The 20,482-nt window shown below is 41.6% G+C and carries 21 protein-coding genes; all 21 read right to left on the reverse strand.

All coding sequences use genetic code 11. The features are described from left to right. Positions 1-20: 20 nt before the first annotated feature. Positions 21-1,205, reverse strand: a complete 1,185-nt coding sequence (locus NSQ62_RS12915; protein WP_341320544.1) for an MFS transporter — start codon at positions 1,203-1,205, stop codon at positions 21-23. A gap of 8 nt (positions 1,206-1,213) precedes the next feature. Then, a complete protein-coding gene (locus NSQ62_RS12920) occupies positions 1,214-1,642 on the reverse strand; it encodes a MarR family transcriptional regulator (protein ID WP_341320545.1) in 429 nt (142 codons plus the stop codon). Between the two features lie 209 nt (positions 1,643-1,851). Continuing rightward, positions 1,852-2,697, reverse strand: coding sequence for an aspartate/glutamate racemase family protein (locus NSQ62_RS12925; protein ID WP_341320546.1), 846 nt, complete (start codon positions 2,695-2,697; stop codon positions 1,852-1,854). Next, positions 2,694-4,073, reverse strand: a complete 1,380-nt coding sequence (locus NSQ62_RS12930; protein ID WP_341320547.1) for a flavocytochrome c — start codon at positions 4,071-4,073, stop codon at positions 2,694-2,696. The genes NSQ62_RS12925 and NSQ62_RS12930 overlap by 4 nt, the downstream gene beginning before the upstream one ends. Positions 4,074-4,078: 5 nt before the next feature. Then, positions 4,079-4,525 (reverse strand): heme-binding protein, encoded by a 447-nt coding sequence (locus NSQ62_RS12935; protein ID WP_341320548.1) that lies wholly within the window; start codon positions 4,523-4,525, stop codon positions 4,079-4,081. 21 nt (positions 4,526-4,546) lie between these two features. Next, positions 4,547-5,281 carry an SDR family oxidoreductase gene (locus NSQ62_RS12940; RefSeq protein ID WP_341320549.1) on the reverse strand — a complete coding sequence of 245 codons (735 nt, stop codon included), beginning with the start codon at positions 5,279-5,281 and terminating at the stop codon, positions 4,547-4,549. Positions 5,282-5,290: 9 nt separating this feature from the next. Further along, positions 5,291-6,709 (reverse strand): FAD-binding protein, encoded by a 1,419-nt coding sequence (locus NSQ62_RS12945; RefSeq protein WP_341320550.1) that lies wholly within the window; start codon positions 6,707-6,709, stop codon positions 5,291-5,293. Positions 6,710-6,731: 22 nt separating this feature from the next. Next, positions 6,732-7,595, reverse strand: a complete 864-nt coding sequence (locus NSQ62_RS12950; protein ID WP_341320551.1) for an oxaloacetate decarboxylase — start codon at positions 7,593-7,595, stop codon at positions 6,732-6,734. 14 nt (positions 7,596-7,609) lie between these two features. After that, positions 7,610-8,395, reverse strand: coding sequence for an FAD synthetase family protein (locus tag NSQ62_RS12955; protein WP_341320552.1), 786 nt, complete (start codon positions 8,393-8,395; stop codon positions 7,610-7,612). A 59-nt stretch (positions 8,396-8,454) separates the two neighbouring features. Further along, the gene (locus NSQ62_RS12960; protein ID WP_341320553.1) at positions 8,455-9,405 is read right to left on the reverse strand and encodes a VOC family protein; all 951 of its coding nucleotides are present in this window, start codon (positions 9,403-9,405) and stop codon (positions 8,455-8,457) included. Positions 9,406-9,545: 140 nt separating this feature from the next. After that, complete coding sequence (locus NSQ62_RS12965; protein WP_341320554.1) at positions 9,546-10,499, reverse strand: SMP-30/gluconolactonase/LRE family protein; 954 nt, start codon at positions 10,497-10,499, stop codon at positions 9,546-9,548. A gap of 183 nt (positions 10,500-10,682) precedes the next feature. After that, positions 10,683-11,690, reverse strand: a complete 1,008-nt coding sequence (gene dmpG / locus NSQ62_RS12970) for a 4-hydroxy-2-oxovalerate aldolase (protein ID WP_341320555.1) — start codon at positions 11,688-11,690, stop codon at positions 10,683-10,685. Further along, positions 11,687-12,574 (reverse strand): acetaldehyde dehydrogenase (acetylating), encoded by an 888-nt coding sequence (locus NSQ62_RS12975; protein WP_341320556.1) that lies wholly within the window; start codon positions 12,572-12,574, stop codon positions 11,687-11,689. Before NSQ62_RS12975 ends, dmpG begins: the two co-directional genes overlap by 4 nt. Positions 12,575-12,584: 10 nt before the next feature. Further along, entirely contained in the window at positions 12,585-13,355 is a 771-nt protein-coding gene (locus NSQ62_RS12980; RefSeq protein WP_341320557.1) for a 2-keto-4-pentenoate hydratase, read from the reverse strand. Positions 13,356-13,369: 14 nt separating this feature from the next. Further along, positions 13,370-13,843, reverse strand: a complete 474-nt coding sequence (locus tag NSQ62_RS12985; RefSeq protein ID WP_341320558.1) for a flavin reductase family protein — start codon at positions 13,841-13,843, stop codon at positions 13,370-13,372. Positions 13,844-13,915: 72 nt separating this feature from the next. Further along, on the reverse strand, positions 13,916-14,869 hold the full coding sequence (locus NSQ62_RS12990; protein ID WP_341320559.1) for a VOC family protein: 954 nt from the start codon (positions 14,867-14,869) through the stop codon (positions 13,916-13,918). 28 nt (positions 14,870-14,897) lie between these two features. Beyond that, a complete protein-coding gene (locus NSQ62_RS12995; protein WP_341320560.1) occupies positions 14,898-16,106 on the reverse strand; it encodes an acyl-CoA dehydrogenase family protein in 1,209 nt (402 codons plus the stop codon). Positions 16,107-16,126: 20 nt separating this feature from the next. Continuing rightward, entirely contained in the window at positions 16,127-16,984 is an 858-nt protein-coding gene (locus NSQ62_RS13000; protein WP_341320561.1) for an alpha/beta hydrolase, read from the reverse strand. A 14-nt stretch (positions 16,985-16,998) separates the two neighbouring features. Then, positions 16,999-18,483, reverse strand: coding sequence for an FAD-dependent tricarballylate dehydrogenase TcuA (tcuA, locus tag NSQ62_RS13005; RefSeq protein WP_341320562.1), 1,485 nt, complete (start codon positions 18,481-18,483; stop codon positions 16,999-17,001). A 130-nt stretch (positions 18,484-18,613) separates the two neighbouring features. Continuing rightward, positions 18,614-19,468 carry an alpha/beta hydrolase gene (locus NSQ62_RS13010; RefSeq protein ID WP_341320563.1) on the reverse strand — a complete coding sequence of 285 codons (855 nt, stop codon included), beginning with the start codon at positions 19,466-19,468 and terminating at the stop codon, positions 18,614-18,616. 11 nt (positions 19,469-19,479) lie between these two features. Next, on the reverse strand, positions 19,480-20,472 hold the full coding sequence (locus tag NSQ62_RS13015; RefSeq protein ID WP_341320564.1) for a VOC family protein: 993 nt from the start codon (positions 20,470-20,472) through the stop codon (positions 19,480-19,482). Positions 20,473-20,482 lie beyond the last annotated feature (10 nt).

Genomic DNA, 20,482 nt, shown 5'->3' on the forward strand with positions numbered 1-20,482 from the left:
GCTTTCACATACCGTTTGATTTAACCTACATACAAATGATCTTTTCGACCATGCAGGAAATAATATAAAATTAAAAATACGAAAATAAAAATCCCTAAACCGAAATACATGTTACCATAACCAATAATCGGCTCTAAATACCCTAAGAAGTACGGCCCAAAGCCTAAACCAATATCAAGCCCGATAAAGTAAGTTGATGTGGCAAGCCCCATTTTTTCCGGTGTGGTTACTTTAATTGCAAGCGCTTGGAAAGTTGAGGCTACATTCCCGTAACCAATCCCAATAATCGCTCCTGCAAGTAGTAATGTAAACGATGAATGTGCTGTACTTAATAATAGTAAACCTACTGCAAATAGCACTATCCCTGGATACATAATCATGTTTGCACCTTTTAAATCCATTAAACGCCCTGTAAATGGACGTGTTACGAGTACTGCCACCGCATAGACAAAGAAGAACAAACTTGATGCTGCCACAACGTCACGTTCCTCAGCAAAGAAGTTAATAAACGATAAAATCCCTGCATAGCCAAACGCAAATAGCATAATTAAAATCCCAATTGGTAACGCCTTTAAATCAATAAAGTCCCCAATATGAAAGCCTTTATTCGCTGACACACTTGTAGTTCTTGTCGGCATCGCAATTTTTGTTGTAAAGGCAGCGACGAAAGCAAATAGCCCTAACCCACAACAAATCATGAAAATCACAAAATACGAAATATGTTGTGCTAGCATTAAACCTAAAAATGGGCCAATCGCCGTCGCTAAGGTCGTGCTCATACTATAATAGCCAATGCCCTCCCCTTTACGTGTTGCCGGTAAAATTTGTGCAATAATGGTACCTGTCGCTGTTGAGGCAATCCCGACCGCAATCCCATTCACTAAGCGAATAACTAATAGCGCCCCAATACCTGCTGGGATTACATATAAGAGCAGCGTACAAGCAAATAACGCGAGCCCAATCAGTAAGATTTTTTTCGAACCTACACTTTGAATTACTCTACCTGTTAGTAAGCGCCCAATGAGTGCCCCAACAATGTAAATCCCTGAAATCAATCCAGCCTGCGCAGTCGAAGCATGTAATTCTTTTACTGCATACGGTGCAATTGTGACGATTAACAAATAGAAAATCATAATAATAATAAAATTGACAATCGCAATCGTCACAAAATTTCTCGTCCATAATGGTTCTTTTTTCGAACTCATCTTTCCACCTACTCTTTTTCTAATAAACGTGCACGAACCGTTTCAAGTACGCGCTGTGCCGTGGCGAGCTCCTCGTCAGAAAACCCATCCACCAGTGCTAGCTCAAATTGTGTAATCTGCACTTGTAATGCCTCATACACGGCTCGGCCTGTCGTTGTAATGACAATATCCTTTTTGCGTCGATCCATTGGCGAAACATGTAATTCGATAAATTCGAGTTTCACTAACGATTTGAGTGCCCGTGTCACATTTGCTTGATCCATATTTAAAAATTGACCTACTTCTGTTAATGACCACGACGGTTCATTGATAAACAAATAAAAGAGTGCCCATTCCGGTCTACGTAGCTCATGCTGTTCTAAATACGTATTCAATTGCCGTGCAAACGGATGAAAGGTTAATACTAAATCAAAAAACAAATGCTTTTGTACACGCATACGCCCACCTCACAAATTTAGTTGTCATTGACAAGTATTTTAGATTATAAACCTGTTTACCGAAAAAAACAATTTCATTTAGCCAAATCAAATGAATTATTTTCACATGTATTCCGTAATGAGCTATCTATGATTAAACGCTTAATACACAAAAAAATACCTAAACCTTCATTCGAAGTACCTTAGGTATTTTGATTGTTTTCTACTATTTAAATTGATGCTGTAGCGCGAACAGATAGCCCAAAATCTAACTCAGCACTTGCTTGTTTCAAGTTATAATAGCCTCTTAACTTTTCAACAATTTCTGCCGGGGGTTTTTCATTATAATAGCCTACACGTGTCATCGTCATACCGCTTACTCGTTGTAAATCGACAAGCGATTCACACATTTTAATACCTGTGCCAAAGGAATCGATAATCGGTACATTGCCGATATGGTGAATATGATGTGTAGCTAGGAAAATATTCATCGGCCCCTCGCCTGGAATGATGACATCCGCGCCCTGCGCAATTGCTTTTTCAGCGGCTTCCGTAAATTTATCGATAATTGGCTGAGGGTTTTTATAGCCTTCCATAATATCGTAAAAGCCGATATCAGCCTGTACAATCGGTCCAAGCTTTTGCGCTAAACCGTATTGCTGTGCATTGAAACGCAGCTGATCTGCTAATGGCGCCAGGAAATTGACAATGCCGATTTTAGCACCTAGCATGGACGCCATATGCATCGACGCGTGTCCATAACCAATAACGGGAATATCCACTAGAGCACGGGCCTCAATTAAGCCGACGTCCGGAATCGTACCAATGAATACCGCATCATAGCCAGCTTTTTCTGCGATCAATGCATTCCGAATAAACTGCTCCTTATGCAAGCTTTGCAAATAATTATACGTAATATAGTGCCCCGGATAATTTTCTGGGTACGTATCATTCGTCATGCCATGTAGTACGACATCTACATCTGGACGTGCAATTTTTAAAATATGCTGAATGACAGCATCCCTGTATTCCGGAATGCCTTCAATCGATGTTAAGCTTTGGTGCCAAATTTTCATTTCAGTACCTCCTGCTTGTTAGCTTGTAATGCCGTTCTTGCCGCTATACGACCAAAAATGGCCGCTTTTCCTAGTGAGCTGCCGGTCATATAACCTGCCCCATGGAAACCTCCCACCATTTCACCAGCTGCATATAAGCCTCTAATCGGCTCGCCAAAAGGATTGATGACATGCGTATGTTCATCCACTTGGACCCCCGCGTACGTAGCCAACATTGCAGTCGCTGTTTCCATTACATAAAATGGAGCTGTTTCAATCGCTGTTGGTGTGCCGAATTTATGTGTGAGAGACGTACGGCCAAATGCTGTGTCTTGCCTTTGTTTCACATCAGTATTATACGTAGAAATCGTTAGTTGCAACATATCTACAGGTAGACCTACTTTTTTTGCTAATTGTTCAATTGTTTCAAAACTTTCAATTAAACCTTCACTGAAAAGTAAATCAAAGTCATATAGTGCATCATTTGCGACACCTTTATCCATCACGGTTTGATCCCAAACTTGATACGTTTGGCAATTCGTTTGTTGTAGCGCTGCATCACCAAGCAACTTATAGGAAATCGATTCATTCACGAAACGCTTTCCTTGTTCATTGACGATAATGCCGCCTTTATAAAACGTATGTGCTTGCCTTTTTTTATCATTGGTAGACGTTGGATGGAAACCGTATGTGCCTTTCAAGTGCGTAAAGTCTTCCAGCCATGCACCCGCCGATGCAGCAAGCTTAATACCGTCACCACTATTACCGGCACCACCAAGGCGAACGGTATTGGCTAATTGCGGGGCAAACTGTGCCAGCAGCTCTTCACTTTGAGAGAAGCCGCCTGCTGTTAACAGGACGCCATAATCTGTATAAAGCTCGAATTGCTCACCGTTTTCTTCATACACAACCCCAACTACTTGCTCATTTTTTTTTACTAAACGTACAACGGGCGCATTAGTTTTAATGATTACACCATTTGCTTCAGCATTTGAGCGTAACTGGCCAATTGCCTGACTAGGGATTATTGTATGGCCACGCGGATTGGAATGTCCGCTTACGGCTTGGCATGTTTGAAATTGTACACCTTGATTTACAAGCCAGTTGTATGTAGCGAGCTGATGTTTACCGTACGCTTCAATGAGTGTACGTTTATTTTTATAATGACCAACAGCCATAAAGTCTTCCATTAAGCTTTCTATTGAATCTTCTATTCCGAGCTTTTTTTGAAAGTCTGTTTCGGCAAAGGCCATAAAACAACCGCTTAATAAAGAGCTACCGCCAATTTCAGCTTGTTTTTCCAATACAATCACCTTTGCACCAGCAGTAGAAGCCTCTACCGCTGCGCAAAGCCCTGCCATACCCGCACCAACAATTATAAGATGGTCACGGTTCATCCGTATTACGCCTCCTTAACTGTTTCAGCTAATATTTCAAGTGCCGCTTCGCAAACTTGCATATCATGTGTGTAGTGACCACCACTTACACCGATGCCTCCGATGCACTCACCATTTAATTGAATTGGGTAGCCTCCTCCAAAAATAACAAGACGATTTGTATGAACAATCCCTGCCAATAGTGGCGGATCGTCTTTTAAACGGTCATACCATTCATGTGTGGCACGATTATAGGCTGCTGCCGAGAACGCTTTGTTTTGAGCGATTTCTAATGCTAATACCGGTGCACCGTCCATAGCCGAGAACGCTTTTAAATTCCCCGCTTTGTCTACGATGGAAATCGCAAACTTCATGCCCAGCTCTTTCCCTTTTTCCTCTGCCTTATCCAGCATTTTTTTTGCTAAGTCCAAAGTTACTGTGTTTTGTTGGAATGAATACGTTAATTCTGTCATTTTAATTTCCCCATTTCATTATTATTTTGCTAAACCTACTGGTGCTCCAAAACCGAATGCTTCTACTGAAGTAGCCGTTATTGCGCGGCTCTTCGGTAATACTAAATCGACAATAACATTGGCAATATCGATAGCATCTAACCAGCCGTCTTTATTTAAATTTGCTCCAAGTTCATTTGTCATTTGTGTATCAACCGGTCCCGGACATACAGCATTAACTCGTATACCGTATGGCTTTAACTCTTCTCCTAATGCTTTGGAGAATCCAATTACCGCATGTTTGGAAGATATGTAGGCGCTACGGTTTGGACCACCTTTAGTCCCCCATATTGAAGAAATATTGATGATTGCCCCTGTACGTCTTTCAATCATCGATGGAACGGTTTCATAGCAGAAGTAATAAGGTCCATGAACGTTAATATCATGTATTTTAATCCATTCTTCCGGTGCTGTTTCTGTAAACGGCTTTAATGCCATCGCCCCTGCATTATTGATCAATATATCTACAGGTCCAAGCTCTGCTGTGACAACCGCTACAGCTTCCTTGACTTGTGCATAATCCGAAACATCACATTTAATACCGATTGAGGCTACATGATATGTTTCTTGAATCAGTCGCTGTACTTCCGCACATTCCTGTTCGTTACGTGCACAAACAGCCACTTTCGCACCTTTTGAAGCTAATAATAAGGCCGATTCTCTGCCGATGCCTCGACCTCCGCCTGTGACAAGCGCTACTTTACCTTGTAATTCCATAAGAGCCCCCTATTGATAAGACTTTTCCGTTTCTGCGATGTAACGCACAGCATCATAGCCTGCACGGCGACCGAATACTAAGCAGCGCAGAACCGATGTACCACCCGGATATTTGCCGTAATATACGCCCGAAGTTTCACCAACAGCATATAGTCCTGGAATCGCTACTTGATCACCTGTTACGACCCGGCCATTTAAATCTGTAGCTAAACCGCCATTTGTAAATACATTGCAGCAAATAATCGGATACGCTATGAAAGGCCCTTTGTTAATCGGAATGGACCAGTTCGATTTATTGAGTGCTAAGCCTGTTGTTGCAAGTCCATCAACACGGCTATAAATAAATTCACCTGTCGGACAGGCTGCATTAAATTCATTTACCGTATGTTTTAAGTTTTCTACGTTTACACCTATTTGGGAAGCAATATCCTCTATCGTTTCTCCTACGATAGCCGGGATGTCTGTTTGCAGCGCCTCTTCGTAATTCGGAATATCATACATTTTTTGATCGGTAATCATGTAGGCTATATGGTCTTCACATTCGTAAAAAATTTTACGTGCTACTTCCTCATACTGCTCATCGATTGTTGTAACCCCTTCATCTGTAAAGCGTTTACCTTGCTTATTCACTAGAATCGCATATGGGAACAACATTACGCCCGCTTCTTCACGTTTACTTCGCGGATCTACTGTTTCTGCGTGGAAAGCATCAAATTGCCCTTTACCGGCAGCACCGATATTCATTGCCATACGGATTGCCTCACCTTTGTTAAACAAGCCGCCTTCAGATACCGGCGGAATTTTATATGCATCACGGCCAATATATTGCGCCATCATTTCCTTATTTCCTTGGAAGCCACCTGCACCTAAAATAACCGCTTTTGTTTTCAGCAAGATCGATGCCCCATCAACCGTGCGCACTTTAATGCCGTTTACTGCCCCTTCATCACCCAGCGTTAAGTCCCATGCCGTTGTTTCGTAGATGATTTCCACACCTAAAGCACGCGCACGTAAAGTTAGCGCATCAATAATGGCACGCCCTCCGCCAACTGGTAATAATCGCGGCTTTGATGCTGTTAAAAACATCGTTGGCAGAAAGTCGAAATCAACGCCTTTAGACTCTACCCAACGTAATGTCTCTCCCGCTTCGTCACGTAATGTTTCCGCATATGCACGGTCCATAAATGAGTCGGAAAATGAGACCATATCCTCGACGATGCCGTCAGCTGGCTTGTCGATACTTTCCATACGCATATAGGCAGCTGTCCAGCGTGTATTTCCCCCGCGTTGTTCAAAAGGGGCACGCTCCAGAATCGCGATAGTTAAATTTTCGTTTTGTTCCTTTGCCCGTTCAGCTGCGGCTAATGCAGAAGCCGTTCCCGCTGCACCGCAACCTACAATGACTAGATCATAATCCACTGCACTCATTCATACACCATCTTTCTAAATATTAAGAATATTGTTTTTCCAGTTTTTGAATATCTTTTAACTTAAACAACTCCTGGCGCTCTTCCCATGTACAGATTGCCCCATGAATATTTCCCTGGCTTTCATCACGCTTTAAAATTTGCAATGCATCTGACGCACCTTTGATGGCACCGCGTAACGCCGAGTTTGCACACAGCATAATTTGGAAGCCTAAATCCCGCGCTTCCTGACGTGATACAAGCGGTGTTTTTCCGCCTTCTACAAGGTTAATGATATGCGGAATATTCGGTACTTCTCTTGTAATGCGTTCCATCTGCTCAAACGTAGTCGGCGCTTCTACAAAAATTGCATGGGCACCTGCTTCCTTATAAGCATTTGCACGTTCAATCGCCTTATCAAAGCCAAGGACTGCTAACGCGTCTGTACGTGCGATTATTGCCAATTGATCATCAACACGCGCATCTAAAGCCGCTTTAATTTTGCCGACCATTTCATCCTGTGAAATCACTTCTTTACCGCTGAAATGCCCACATTTTTTCGGCATCACCTGGTCTTCAATTTGCAATGCAGATGCACCGGATTTTTCCAATATTTTCACTGTTCTCTGCATGTTGATTGCATTACCAAAGCCTGTGTCTGCATCTACAACGATTGGAATGGATGTCACTTCACTCATCCACGATACAACTTGGGCGATTTCAGATAAGGTCGTCAGCCCGACATCCGCCCATCCGAGCTGAGCATTTGAAATCCCGGCACCTGTTGCATAAATTGCTTTAAATCCTGTCTCTTCAATAATCCGGGCCGTCATTGCATCGAATGCACCCGGTAATATAAATGTGTCTTTACCTGCTAATAATTGTTGAAACATCTCTGTTTTTTTCAAGTTCAACCAGCCTCTCAACTAATTTCCTGATATTTTTGCGTAGCACGTTGATGGAAATATATCGAACAATCTTCAATATTTAAGTCATGATGGAAAGTAATGTACCTCTCATTTTTCACATAAATCTTTTGTGAAATTGCGCGTTTGCCAACTAAAATTGTGACATAATATTCTCCGCGTTCAGGAAGGGTATAGTAAACGTGTAAACCATGTTTCATAGAGTACTGTATGCTATACGGCTTTCCTAATAAGGCTGTTACCTCCTCGACATACCCCTGTTTCAACTTTTTACGAATGCATGTCGAGCTCACCTTTTCACCTGATATGGCAAAACGTTTTACAACATCGACTTTAATCTTGCCTTCGCTATCAGATTCGATTGTGTCGATTGTGCCGGCTCCTTTAGTACCGTACGTATAATCAAAGCCCGCTACAGCATACTGTACTTGAAGCCCGACTAAATATTGCTGTACAAATTGCCTTGGCTGTAGAGCAGCAAACGATTTCGTAAAATCCACAATATAAAATAAATCGACCCCTAGTGACCGAAAGCTCTCACCCTTTTTTTCCATCGGCATTAAATAGTCTACTTCTTCATTAGAAAAGACCGTTTTCGGATGGGGGAAAAAGCTCATTACAGCAAGTTTTAAGCCTTTTTTCTGTGCCTTTTTTCTAGCTGCTAAAATAACTTGCTGATGCCCTTTATGAACACCATCAAAAAATCCTAATGCCATCACTGCGGGTTCACTATTTTGTTGTACAATCGATAAATTTTTTTCATTTAAGATAATTGTTTTCATGCTGCTTCACAACCTTTCTAACGGAGTAAGTTTTTTAGGGAATTTAGGTTTGAATGTTTTTACTTCGCTTCAATTGTAATATTGTTCAATTCTTTATCCTGCACACTGTCGCCCCAATAAGTATTACTCAGGGCACGTTCTTCCAATGTCCACTCCACCGGTTCCCAATCCGGTTCGAAAATCAAGTAACCGCCTGAGAACAGTTCCACACGGCAGCCGCTTCCAGGATCCATTACATATAAGTAAATAGCTTGAGATACACCATGTTTGCCTGGTCCGATAAATGGCAGATTGTTTTCTTTTAAAATATCAGCGGCGCGTAAAATATCCTGTGTATCATCTAACCAGTACGAGATGTGATGAAGACGCGCAGGTGTTGGAAGCGTTTCCTTTTTTATCATTGCGACATCATGCACAAGAGGTGTCACACTCATCCAGCCTGCTAAAATACCATCATCGCCACGTAAGTATTCGCGCATATTGAAGCCTAGTACTTCTGTTAAAAAATCATAAGAAGCGGCTACATCCGTCGTTGTATGGATATTTACATGGTCAAATCTGCGAGGTGAAATGCCCTTTTTCCAAGATTTATATACTTGATTTTTCAGTACAGAAGCTACGTCTGCTGCAGCTTTCGGCTTTTCTACGTCATAATAAAGCTCGAATGTATGCCCACTTGGTATTTGGAAGCGAATTGAATCTCCAATACCTGGAGTCGTACCTTTTGGATAATCCTTAACATCTACATTGTGCTGTTCTAAAAGCTCCTTAAAGCCTTGAACACTCTCAGCTGTTTTTGTACGCCAGCCAATGTGCTTTACATGAGCGCTTTCTCCCGCTTCGATGCTCAATGTATGATGCTGAAAATCACTGTAAGCACGTAAATAGTGAACACCATCAATTTCCGTTGTTTCTTCTAAACCAATAATATCTTTAAAGAAAACTAATGATTTTTCCAAATCTGTTGACACTAAAGCAACATGGCCTAATTTAGCGATTTCTGGTGTCACTTGTAATTCCCCCTCTAAATTGTAAACTGAATAACATAGCTAAGGTTGTTATACAGTTTAATGTTACAAAATCCACTTTTTGATATCTAGGAAACTTTTATTCAGAAAAATCAAACTTTTAGTAAAAAATTATTGGAATTTCAAAAACTACTTTTACTATTTGCCAACGTAAATTCAAATGGCATTACACCTTTTGTTTTAATCGGGAATTGCAATAAATAACCTGCTAAAGGCTCTTCTTTAATACGTGCTTCCGGCAATGCTTCATAAGCTGTTGTAACAAATAAGATGTCTAAATTTTTCCCGCCAATTGTACAGGAAGTGACTTGGGAAACCGGAATGATGAATTCTTCTTTAATTTGCTGCTGCTGCGGATTAATACAGACAACGCGCGTTTGTTCCTTACTTGTTTTTGCCATTAGACCGCCTTTAAACAAGGTCACATATAAATTACCTTCACTGTCGATCGACATACCGTCTGGGTAACCTTCATCCATTTTGAAAGTGTAAACAATCTTTTCAAAAAGCAGCTCCCCACTATCTGTTAATTCGTACTGAAATATCGCATACTTTGAAGAATCTATATGATAAAATTTATTGGTTTGACGATCCCACTCTAGCCCATTGGATATCGCTACTTTCGATAAATGTGTTTGAATCTCACCTTCTGCATTGACGGCTATCAGTTTCGCATTTTCAAATGGATAGTTCGAGTATGCCGTTTGCGGAGTTTCTTTAAATTTTTTAAAAAAACCATCTGACGATCCAACCCATAAACGTCCATCCGGTCCACATTTCGAATCATTTAAAAAATGTAGCTCAGACAGATCTGGTGGCAACACAAACGGTTTTTTCAGACCTAATTTAAAATTAATTAAATATAAGCCATCTTTATAAATGCCAATAAATTGACCATCCTTTGTCGGAATGATGGATTTAATCCAACCCATCGCATCATATACGTCTTCATTTTGTGTTTCTGGATTGAATGTAATAATTTTTTTATTTGCAATATCCAGCCAAATCACACCGTATGCTTGATGCCAGATTGGTCCATCTGCAAATTTCGCGCGGTAATTCCCACAAATATCCACCCATTCACCTTCTCTGTCTATAAGTATTTGAAATTTTGAAGTCCTGCCGATACGTTCAGTATTTCTCATGTTTTATGTGTGAAAAAATTTCAGATGAATAAAAAGCTACCCCACTTTTTATTAAGGTAGCATTCAAAATTATCGGCTTGTTTCGATTATTTCTGTATTTTGTAACTGCTTCTCCTACATAGCTTTTATTTTTTTTAAACTTTGTGCCACTTCATAAATTAAGTCCTCTTGCCCACCGACTGTTTTACGGCGACCTAGCTCAACTAAAATATCGCGCTCATCTACACCGAATTGCTTGGATGCTTTTTCAGTGTGAAGTAAAAAGCTTGAATACACCCCTGCATAACCCATAATTAAACTTGAACCTGAAATTTCCTGTGGGCGCGGTAAAATTGGTGCGACGATTTCGTTGGCTACATCGATAATATTGTACAAATCCACACCTGTCTGAATGCCCATCCGTTGTAATACTGCAACCAGCACTTCAGTCTGCGTATTTCCGCTGCCTGCCCCTAATGCACGCAGCGAACCGTCAATATAAGTAGCGCCCGCTTCGATTGCCGCTAATGAATTCGCCATCGCCAATGACATATTATTATGGGCATGGAAGCCGATTTCACAGCCTATATTTTCTTTTAATGCTTGAATTCGTTCTGTTACTTGATTAGGTAAAAGAAACCCTGCCGAATCTGTAACATAGACGATTTCTGCACCGTAGCTTTCAAACAATTTGGCCTGTTCGACAATGATGCTTGTTGGTGCCATATGTGCCATCATTAGAAATCCAGCTGTTTTTAGACCTAATTCGCGACTATAGGAAATATGCTGTGCTGCAATATCTGCCTCTGTGACATGTGTCGCGATCCGTGCCATTTTCGCCCCTGCATTCACTGCATTTTTTAAATCATCCTTAATCCCAATACCAGGAATAAGTAATACAGCTACTTTTGAATCGGTACATTCATTGGCGGCAACTTCAATCAACTTCAGTTCGTCCACTGCAGATAAACCATACTGCAAGCTGGATCCGCCTAAGCCATCACCATGTGCGACTTCAAAATATTCAACACCCGCTTCGTTTAATCCCCTGGCAATTTCACGTACTTGTTGCTCGGAATATTGATGTTTCATTGAGTGACTGCCATCTCGTAACGATACATCTAAAATATGAATGTCTCTCATCGCACAACCGCTCCTTGCGCTATTAGATTTTTGGCTAATTCATTTGCCACACGTGCGGCTGCTGCAGTCATAATATCCAGGTTTCCAGAATAAGGCGGGAAGAAATCGCCAATCCCTTCCACTTCAAGAAGAACCGATACTTTATTGTCTTCAAAAATTGGTTCGCCGCATAAACGGTAACCTGGGACATATGTTTTTACTTCCTCAATCATCTCTTTTATAGAAGCGCGAATTTCGTCTTCTTTACCTGTTTCAGCTACGAGCGCATGGACTGTATCCCTCATCATTATTGGTGGCTCGGCTGGGTTTAAAATAATGATGGCTTTACCTTTTTTTGCACCGCCCACTACTTCAATTGCGTTTGAAGTAGTACGTGTAAACTCATCAATATTCGCACGTGTACCTGGGCCCGCGCTTTTACTTGCGACCGTTGCCACAATTTCTGCGTAATCGACCGGTACTACACGGGAAATAGCCGCGACAATCGGAATCGTTGCCTGACCGCCACAAGTGACCATGTTTACATTGTCTTTATCAAAATGTTCACTTAAATTTACAGGCGGCACAGTGAACGGGCCTATTGCTGCTGGTGTTAAATCGATCATTTTTTTACCGGCTGCTTTTACTACCTCGTAGTTTTCCCTGTGGGCATAAGCACTCGTCGCATCAAAAACGATATCCACTTGGTCTAACCGTAATTTAAAGCCTTCAATTCCATTTTCAACTGTGATATAGCCGCGATCACGTGCGCGAGCCAAACCTTCCGATTGCGGATCAATACCGACCATAACCGCCATTTCCAGCGCATCACAACGCTCAATTTTATACATTAAATCGGTACCGATATTACCTGAACCGATGATGCCCACTTTTAATTTCTTCAATTTGATCACCTCAATCTGTAAATGTAACTTTTAATTGACCGTACTTCCCGAAATCAATTTCAAACTGATCATTTGCATCGAAAAATACGGCTGCTGTAATGGCACCAGCTAAAACGAATTGACCTGCTTTCAGTGAAATATCATATTCACTCAGCATATTAGCCAGCCAAGCAATGGCTGTCGCCGGGTTACCCATTACCGCACTGCTCACACCTTGATCAAATACTTCACCATTTTTCTTCGCTACAACTGAAATATTTGCAAGCTCCTCTAAAGATGGTAAATCCGTTGGTGTCCCGACGATGGCCCCCGCAGACGAACCGTTATCCGCAACCGTATCCTCAAATTTGAACTTCCAATTTGTTATGCGGCTATCGATTATTTCAATGGCCGGGGCAATCGCTTTTGTTGCGCGTAATACATCTTCTTCTGTCACTTTCGGCCCTTTTAAATCTTCCTTTAATAAAAAAGCAATTTCGAATTCTACTTTTGGCTGAATAAATTGTGATTTCGAAATTGTACTGTTATTTTCATATACCATTGTGTTTAAAATATGCCCAAAATCAGGCGTGTCCACATTAAACATTTTTTGCATCACTTCGCTTGTCAGCCCAACCTTCATGCCTACCAATTCAGCTTCTTTTAACTTTTCGTTAATTTGTAATAGCTGAATATGATAAGCGTCGTCAACTGAAATATCAGTTGACGACGTGAATGGTTCAATTGGCTGTTTCGAACGTTCAGCTGTTAATAAGGCTTGCGCTGCTTGTTGAATATCCAATTTGAATCCCCCTGTTATACAGTAATTGTTTCTAATGAACGGTATTTGCCCGCGTAAAATAATAGCGGTTCTTTTGAGTCTTCCAACTTAATGTCACGAACTTTGCCGATAAATAATGTGTGATCTCCTTCGACATACTCCGATACAACATCACAACTAATTTGCGCGATGGCACCTTGTAGTACTGGTACTCCTGCTAAGCGTTCAAAAGTGACCTCTACCTCATCTTTCTTTTGACCAGCAAATATCATCGAATAATCCTGTTGATCTTCAGCTAAAATATTGACACCGAAAATGCCACTCTCTTTAATTTTTGATAGGCATCGTGCTTTTTCACCGATTGAAATTACTACTAACTTCGGTTCTAAAGAAACAGACATGAAAGCATTAGCTGTCATCCCGTGCTCCTGTTTGTCGTGCTCTGTAGTAATGACTGTTACACCTGTCGCAAATTTGCCCAGTGCATTTCGAAATAAACGATCATCCATTATATGAAGCCTCCTCTATGTGCATAGTCTAAGTTCGCTTCGCAAGGCATTACCTCATCCGGCGAAATTTTTTTACGCTTTGATTGTCGGGTTATTTTCAGGGTTATTGTCCATTTGGTCTCCCCAATAAGTGAAACCTAAACTCATTTCATCTAAAGTCCAGCGAATTGGCTCCCAATCCGGCTCAAAAATTAAATAACCATTCGTGAAAATTTCCAGACGTACGCCACTACCAGGGTCAATTGCATAAATGTACATTGCCTGTGAAATACCATGTTTACCTGGACCTTTGAAGTGAATGCCGTTTTCTTTTAAAATATCCGCTGCACGTAATAGATCTTGGGCATTATCCAGCCAATAAGAAATATGGTGTACTTCGTGTGTAGAAGCAGCATGCGGATCAAAGCTGAACGCAATGTCATGTACAAGCGGTGTAACGCTCAGCCAAGCACCTAAATAACTTCCGTCCGGCGCTTCCACATATTCGCGTAAATTAAAGCCTAAGTGTTCTTGCATGAAACTAGATAACTCATTGGCTGGTACAGAGCTTAATAGATTTACATGGTCAATACGACGTGGTGAGACGCCTCTATTCCATGATTTGTGCGTCTGATTTTTTAATACAGAGCGTGTTTCTGGGGAAGCCAATGTTTTTTCCATATCAAAATAGATTTCAAATGTGTGTTTACTAGGCAACTGGAAGCGGAATGCTTTTCCTTGCCCTTTTTCAGTGCCTTCCTCTACCCAATGGATTTCGATACCTACTTTTTGTAAATTTTCAGCAAAAGCATCCACATCTTCCGGACGTTTTGTACGCCATGCAATATGATCTAATCGAGATTCTTCACCTGCACGAATTGTTAATGTATGATGCTCGAAATCACCCCATGCACGCAAATAGTGTACACCGTCTACCGCTTCTGTTTCTTCAAGACCAATTACTTCTTTAAAAAACCATAGCGATTTTTCTAAATCTGTACTTATTAATCCAAAGTGACCAAGTTTTGAAATTTCAGGATTTGTCATGTTCCATTTCCCCTTTTATAATGTTTGTTTATGCGAAATATGTGTTTGGCTCAAGATCCACCATTAAACGTCCATGTGTTTCAAGTAAGCTGGACGGTGTAATGAATCCATGTAAATGCATCGTAATGAAGTCGCGGTAAAATGCTTGGAATACGTTGTTATTGTAAGCAAATACAGAACCTGAACCCGCAAGCATTAGATCGTATGCTTCCTTACATAATTGGTTGGCATAGCCGTATTGGGCCTTAATGCGAATACTTACTTTTTGCGTGAATTCTTTTCCGCTCGTCGAATAATCGTCCAAAATTTTAATGGCATTTTCAAATAAGGATCTTGCGCACTCCAGTTTCATATCAATTTCAGCTATTTGTAAATGTGTCAGCGCCGCATCCGACATTTTGTTGTAGAATGTATTACCGATTCCGGCCTTATTCACACGCTCCATGTGGACTTCAAACCCGCCAATAGCCGTACCTAATACTGGAGCTGCAATTGACAATGTCAGGGATGGTACAAAAGGTGTCCGGTATAACGGCTTATCTTTTAATTCATCAATCATATAATGGCGTTGCTGTGCTAAACGGTCCAATGAGATACGGTGGTCTGGCACGAATACATCCTTAATGACAATACTGTTACTGCCGGATCCTCTTAATCCGACTACATCCCAGTCATCCAAAACCGTGACATCTTCGCGAGGTACGATTAAGATTGCCATTTCTACTCCGCCATTGCCATCATCGACCGGTGCACCACAGTACAACCAGTCTGCATAAGGAGCACCTGATACGAAAGGCCACTGTGCATCTTTAATGAAGTAACCGCCTTCAACCTTCTCGATATCAATACGAATCGGTTTAAAGTTCCCTGCTAAAATAACGTCATTATCACGGTTTGGGCCGAAAATTTCAGCTAATGCTTTTTCACCGTATACATAAGAGATCATGTAATCACGAATATTACTTAAAGCTGTGAACCACCCAGCAGAAGGATTTCCGCGACTGATTTCAGTCACGACGTCAAAATAATTCTGCATACTTGTTTCATGGCCGCCGAAAATTTTTGGACGTAATATTTTCAATAAACCTTTTTCACGCATCTCTTCTATGATTTCAATCGGAATGTTGCTATTTTTATCGATTTCCAGTGTTGCTTCACGTAATTTCGGTACGAGCTGGCGAGCGTTTTCAACTAGCATTTCGCTTACAGACAATGTGCTTACTACAGTTTCTCCCATGGTATAGCCCCCTCTTATGATTAAGAATGTACTTCTTTTTTATCCTTTGTGAAAAAATGCTTCGTGGCATGTAAAAATTCTTCGCGTTGTTCAATCATTGCCCAATGACCGCATTTTTTGAATATGCGCAGCTCTGCATTCGGTAGGTGATCCAAAGCATAAAGACTGCTTTGTATTGGCACAAAACGATCGTAGTGGCCATGGATCAATAAAAATTCATTTTGCATACGCTCTAGTGCTGTTGGTGGAATTTGAAATTCGATCATTGTTGAACGTGTAAAGTTTTCACGGTAAGAACGTTGGATTTCTGGACGTTGAAACGCCTCAAAGCGTGCTTCCACCACTTGATCTACAAAGCCTTGCATACGGTCCAGGTCATAGACGAACCAGCTCAGCAAGTTTCGTAAGTTTTCTTTTGTCGGGTCTAAATGGAAGTTCGCAAGTTTCGCTAACTCTGGTGTTGGCTGACCTAATGATACACCTGCACCCATTAACACGATTTTATTGAAGCGCTCTGGAGCAGTCATATTCAAATACGTAGCTACTACTCCGCCTAAAGAGTTCCCGATAAGATTCGCTTTTTTAATGTTTAGCGCATCCATTAAATCCAGTACTTGCTTCACGCGGACCGACATCCATTGCACACCGTTTTCCGGGTATTCTTCAGGGTGGTCTGTGTTACCGAAGCCAAATAAATCAAGGGCGATTACATGGAAATCTTCTGCATAATCATCCATGACAAATTGCCAGTTAGCTTTACCATTTGCTCCCGGACCAGAACCGTGGATTAAAATGACCGCATCCTTATGCTCTACTCCACCTTCTAAAATAAATGTTTCATAATCGCCTGTTTTTACTTTGCGTTCAATGATTGCCATCTAAATCTCCTCCTTTAAATCGTAATTTGTTGTCGGCTGTATTTTGCTGCCTGTTCCCCTGCAATACGGCCTAACACCGCGCCGGAAGTTAGACCGGCACCACCTGGATAATTGTCGTAATAAAGTCCGCCGACAATTTCTCCCGCTGCATATAAGCCATCTATATTGGTGAAATCATTATGGATGACTTCCGCCTTTTTCGAGATTTTCAATCCACCATACGTAAATGTAATACCGCACCCTATGGCATACGCCTCAAAAGGACCTTCTTCAATCGGGTTCGCCCAGTTGGATTTTGGAACGTCCAAACCATTTGTTGCTTTACCGTCCAATATATTCGGATTGAATGCTGCATCCCGGTTGATTGCTGCATTAAACGCGTGCACTTCCTGTAAAAACCCGTTTATATTGATGCCGTCCATCTTTTCCGCCAGTTGTTCAAGCGTAGGCGCGGACACTTTCGACACGTGACGGCCTTCATATTCCTCTCGCAGGAATGGTTTTGTTTTTGCATCGAATATTTGCCATGCACATTGGCCAGGCTGCTTCAATATTTCTCGTCCCAATTTTGCGTACGTATAATTCCGGAAATCAAAGCCTTCATCTATAAAGCGTTTGCCGTCATTATTTACAATGATGCCAAAAGGATAGCTTAACTTTTGGAAGCCTTCCTTATAATCCGGTAAATAACGATCGCCTCCGACTGCATGTGCACCTGACCAGTTACCTGTCGTACGTGCACCAAGCTGCATGGCCATTCGCAAGCCGTCCCCTACGTTATATTTACAGCCGCGGGTATGGACTGTATCCCAGCCTGCTCCTAAATATTTAGTCCTCATTTCCACATTTGCGTGAAAACCGCCACTTGCCAACACGACCGCCTGACAGTCAATCTGGCGTTCTTTACCAGCATGACGTACTATGATGCCCTTTATTTTGCGTTCCTCTGTCACTAAATCAACAGCCGCTGTTTTGTAATGGATTGTTACGCCTAACCTTTTGGCTTCATTATGTAATGCATCAACTAAGCCTTTTCCGCCACCTACTGATTCAATGACCATATTGCCCCAAAATTTGAATATTCCATCTATTTTATATGCTTGACGGCCATAGATAGGAATAAATTTAATGTTGTGGTCCAGCAACCACTGCATCGTTTCGAAACTTTTATCGGTCATGACAGATGTCAATTCGTAATCTGTGCGATAGTTTGACATACTGCATACGTCGTCAAAAAATTGCTCACTTGGGTAACTTCCGAAATCCGTCACCGCAAATTCTTCATCCGTCATATCCGGAAGTAACTGCCGAACCTCTTCTCCATTTTTGAAAGCAAAACGAATGGAACCATGTGTATAAGTCGTATTGCCTCCTTTTTCTTCTTCGGAGGAGATTTCCAGTACAGTTACCTTTGCGCCATTTTCGGCTGCTGAAATTGCCGCACATAATGCGGCATTTCCAGCACCTACTACAACGACATCTGCTTGTTCGTTCAACATGTCCCAATCACTCCCCCTTTCATTTGTAAGCGCTTTATCTTCATTCAGCGGAAAACACGTGCCGAATGAAGATAAGCCCCGGCGGTTGTCACAGCAATTACGCCAAGGCGAAATTGATCGTTATAGTGAACTAAAATTTATTGCTGAAGAATTGCTGAATCAAATAATTGAATGAATCTTTCTTCTCAATTTGTGTCCAGTGGCCACATTGAGGGAACACATGCAGTTGGGCATTGTGTAGATGTTCAGCAAGATAATAGCTTGAGTCAATCGAGCACACTTTATCGTTTTGACCATGGACCAATAAAATAGGATGTTTAATTCGATTTAATGCCACGACCGGAATCGGCACAGCAACTGTTGAAAAAATAGAGTTGTTCGAGCGTTTTACTTCTTCACGCATGGCATTTGCATAACGTGCATCTGTTAACCCGTCAATAATCGGTTGCATCGCCCCTTGGTCGTAAACGAACCAGCCCATAATTTGTTGAAGACGTTTTTTAGAAGGATTGTCGTAAAACGATTTTGCACGAGCCAGCTCCAGGCTTAGCTTTGTATTAGGTGTTCCGCCCGGACCCATCAATACAACACGATCGAAGCGTTCAGGATATTCCAGCAGCAATTCTTGTGCAATCGAACAACCCAATGAATTCCCTACTACATGTGCTTTTTCGATTTCATAGTGATCCAGCAGCTCAATTACTTGCTCAATCCAGCAATCCATCCACATTTGACGATTTTTCAGTGGCACATCCGGGTGATCACTATCCGCAAAGCCATACAGGTCAGGTGCTAAACAGTGAAAATCATTTCCACAGTCATTTAATGCATAACTCCAATTGGCTATTGACGTTACGCCAGGACCTGAACCATGTAAAAATAAAATCGTCTCGTTTGTTCTTGAACCTGCTTCATTGACAAACGATGTATATTTTCCAGTTTTCACATGACCTGATTTAATTGTCACTTCATTTGCTACTGTCATTTTCCATCCTCCTATACTTCTAATGCTGGAACTGCTTTCGTCTTTTTGACACCTGTCGCATCAATCGTTGGCACAATTAGCGGATTTCCCGTAATGCTGTCTCCCCAATATGTGTTCCCAAATGCACGTTCTTCCGGACGCCATACAACTGTTTCCCAGTCCGGTTCGAAAATTAAATAACCGCCTGTAAATAATTCCACTCTGCAACCGCTTCCAGGATCCATCACATATAAGTAAATTGCTTGTGACACACTATGTTTGCCCGGTCCGATAAACTGCAGGCCATGCTCCTTACAAATATCTGCAGCACGCAGTAAATCACCTGAATTGTCCTGCCAATAGGAAATGTGATGGAATCGCGCTGTTGTTTCCAGTTTTTCATGTGACACTAAAGCGACATCATGTACTAATGGCGTAACACTCATCCAACCGGCTAAAATATTGCCTTCTTCTGTTTCGATACACTCATTGATACGGAATCCAAGTTCTTCCGTAAAGAATTTATATGTGATGCTTGAATCCGCATCCGTGTGAAGATTGACATGATCCAGACGTCTGGGAGAAGCGCCCTTATTGTATGATTTATACGTTTGATTTTTCAGTACAGAGCGACGGCTTTCTTCCACTACCGGTCTTTCAATTTCATAGTAGAGCTCTAAACGATGTCCGGATGGGGCAGTAAAACGAATCGCTTCACCTATACCCGGTGTTGTCCATGCCTCGACATGTTCAATTTCTAAGCCTTTGCTACCTAATTGATCTGCAAATAATGCTACATCCTCTGCACGCTTTGTACGGAATCCGATATGGGTTACTCGCCCTGTTTCACCCGGCGCAATAGATAGCGTGTGGTGCTGGAAATCTCCCCATGCCCGCAAGTAATACGTGTCACCGATTTGTTCTGTCAGCTCAAGGCCAATGACATCTTGGAAGAAATGTAAAGATGCTTCCATGTTCGAAGACTGTAAAGCTACATAGCCTAACTTTGCAATTGCTGGTCTCATTTATTTAACC

Source organism: Solibacillus sp. FSL H8-0523, assembly GCF_038051985.1.
Lineage (GTDB): Bacteria > Bacillota > Bacilli > Bacillales_A > Planococcaceae > Solibacillus.

Coding starts and splice junctions, on each gene's coding strand:
- NSQ62_RS12915 (WP_341320544.1), bottom strand. CDS start 1,205: ATGAGTTCGAAAAAAGAACCATTATGGACGAGAAATTTTGTGACGATT.
- NSQ62_RS12920 (WP_341320545.1), bottom strand. CDS start 1,642: ATGCGTGTACAAAAGCATTTGTTTTTTGATTTAGTATTAACCTTTCAT.
- NSQ62_RS12925 (WP_341320546.1), bottom strand. CDS start 2,697: ATGAAAATTTGGCACCAAAGCTTAACATCGATTGAAGGCATTCCGGAA.
- NSQ62_RS12930 (WP_341320547.1), bottom strand. CDS start 4,073: ATGAACCGTGACCATCTTATAATTGTTGGTGCGGGTATGGCAGGGCTT.
- NSQ62_RS12935 (WP_341320548.1), bottom strand. CDS start 4,525: ATGACAGAATTAACGTATTCATTCCAACAAAACACAGTAACTTTGGAC.
- NSQ62_RS12940 (WP_341320549.1), bottom strand. CDS start 5,281: ATGGAATTACAAGGTAAAGTAGCGCTTGTCACAGGCGGAGGTCGAGGC.
- NSQ62_RS12945 (WP_341320550.1), bottom strand. CDS start 6,709: ATGAGTGCAGTGGATTATGATCTAGTCATTGTAGGTTGCGGTGCAGCG.
- NSQ62_RS12955 (WP_341320552.1), bottom strand. CDS start 8,395: ATGAAAACAATTATCTTAAATGAAAAAAATTTATCGATTGTACAACAA.
- dmpG (WP_341320555.1), bottom strand. CDS start 11,690: ATGAGAGACATTCATATTTTAGATGTATCGTTACGAGATGGCAGTCAC.
- NSQ62_RS12985 (WP_341320558.1), bottom strand. CDS start 13,843: ATGGATGATCGTTTATTTCGAAATGCACTGGGCAAATTTGCGACAGGT.
- NSQ62_RS12990 (WP_341320559.1), bottom strand. CDS start 14,869: ATGACAAATCCTGAAATTTCAAAACTTGGTCACTTTGGATTAATAAGT.
- NSQ62_RS12995 (WP_341320560.1), bottom strand. CDS start 16,106: ATGGGAGAAACTGTAGTAAGCACATTGTCTGTAAGCGAAATGCTAGTT.
- NSQ62_RS13000 (WP_341320561.1), bottom strand. CDS start 16,984: ATGGCAATCATTGAACGCAAAGTAAAAACAGGCGATTATGAAACATTT.
- tcuA (WP_341320562.1), bottom strand. CDS start 18,483: ATGTTGAACGAACAAGCAGATGTCGTTGTAGTAGGTGCTGGAAATGCC.
- NSQ62_RS13010 (WP_341320563.1), bottom strand. CDS start 19,468: ATGACAGTAGCAAATGAAGTGACAATTAAATCAGGTCATGTGAAAACT.
- NSQ62_RS13015 (WP_341320564.1), bottom strand. CDS start 20,472: ATGAGACCAGCAATTGCAAAGTTAGGCTATGTAGCTTTACAGTCTTCG.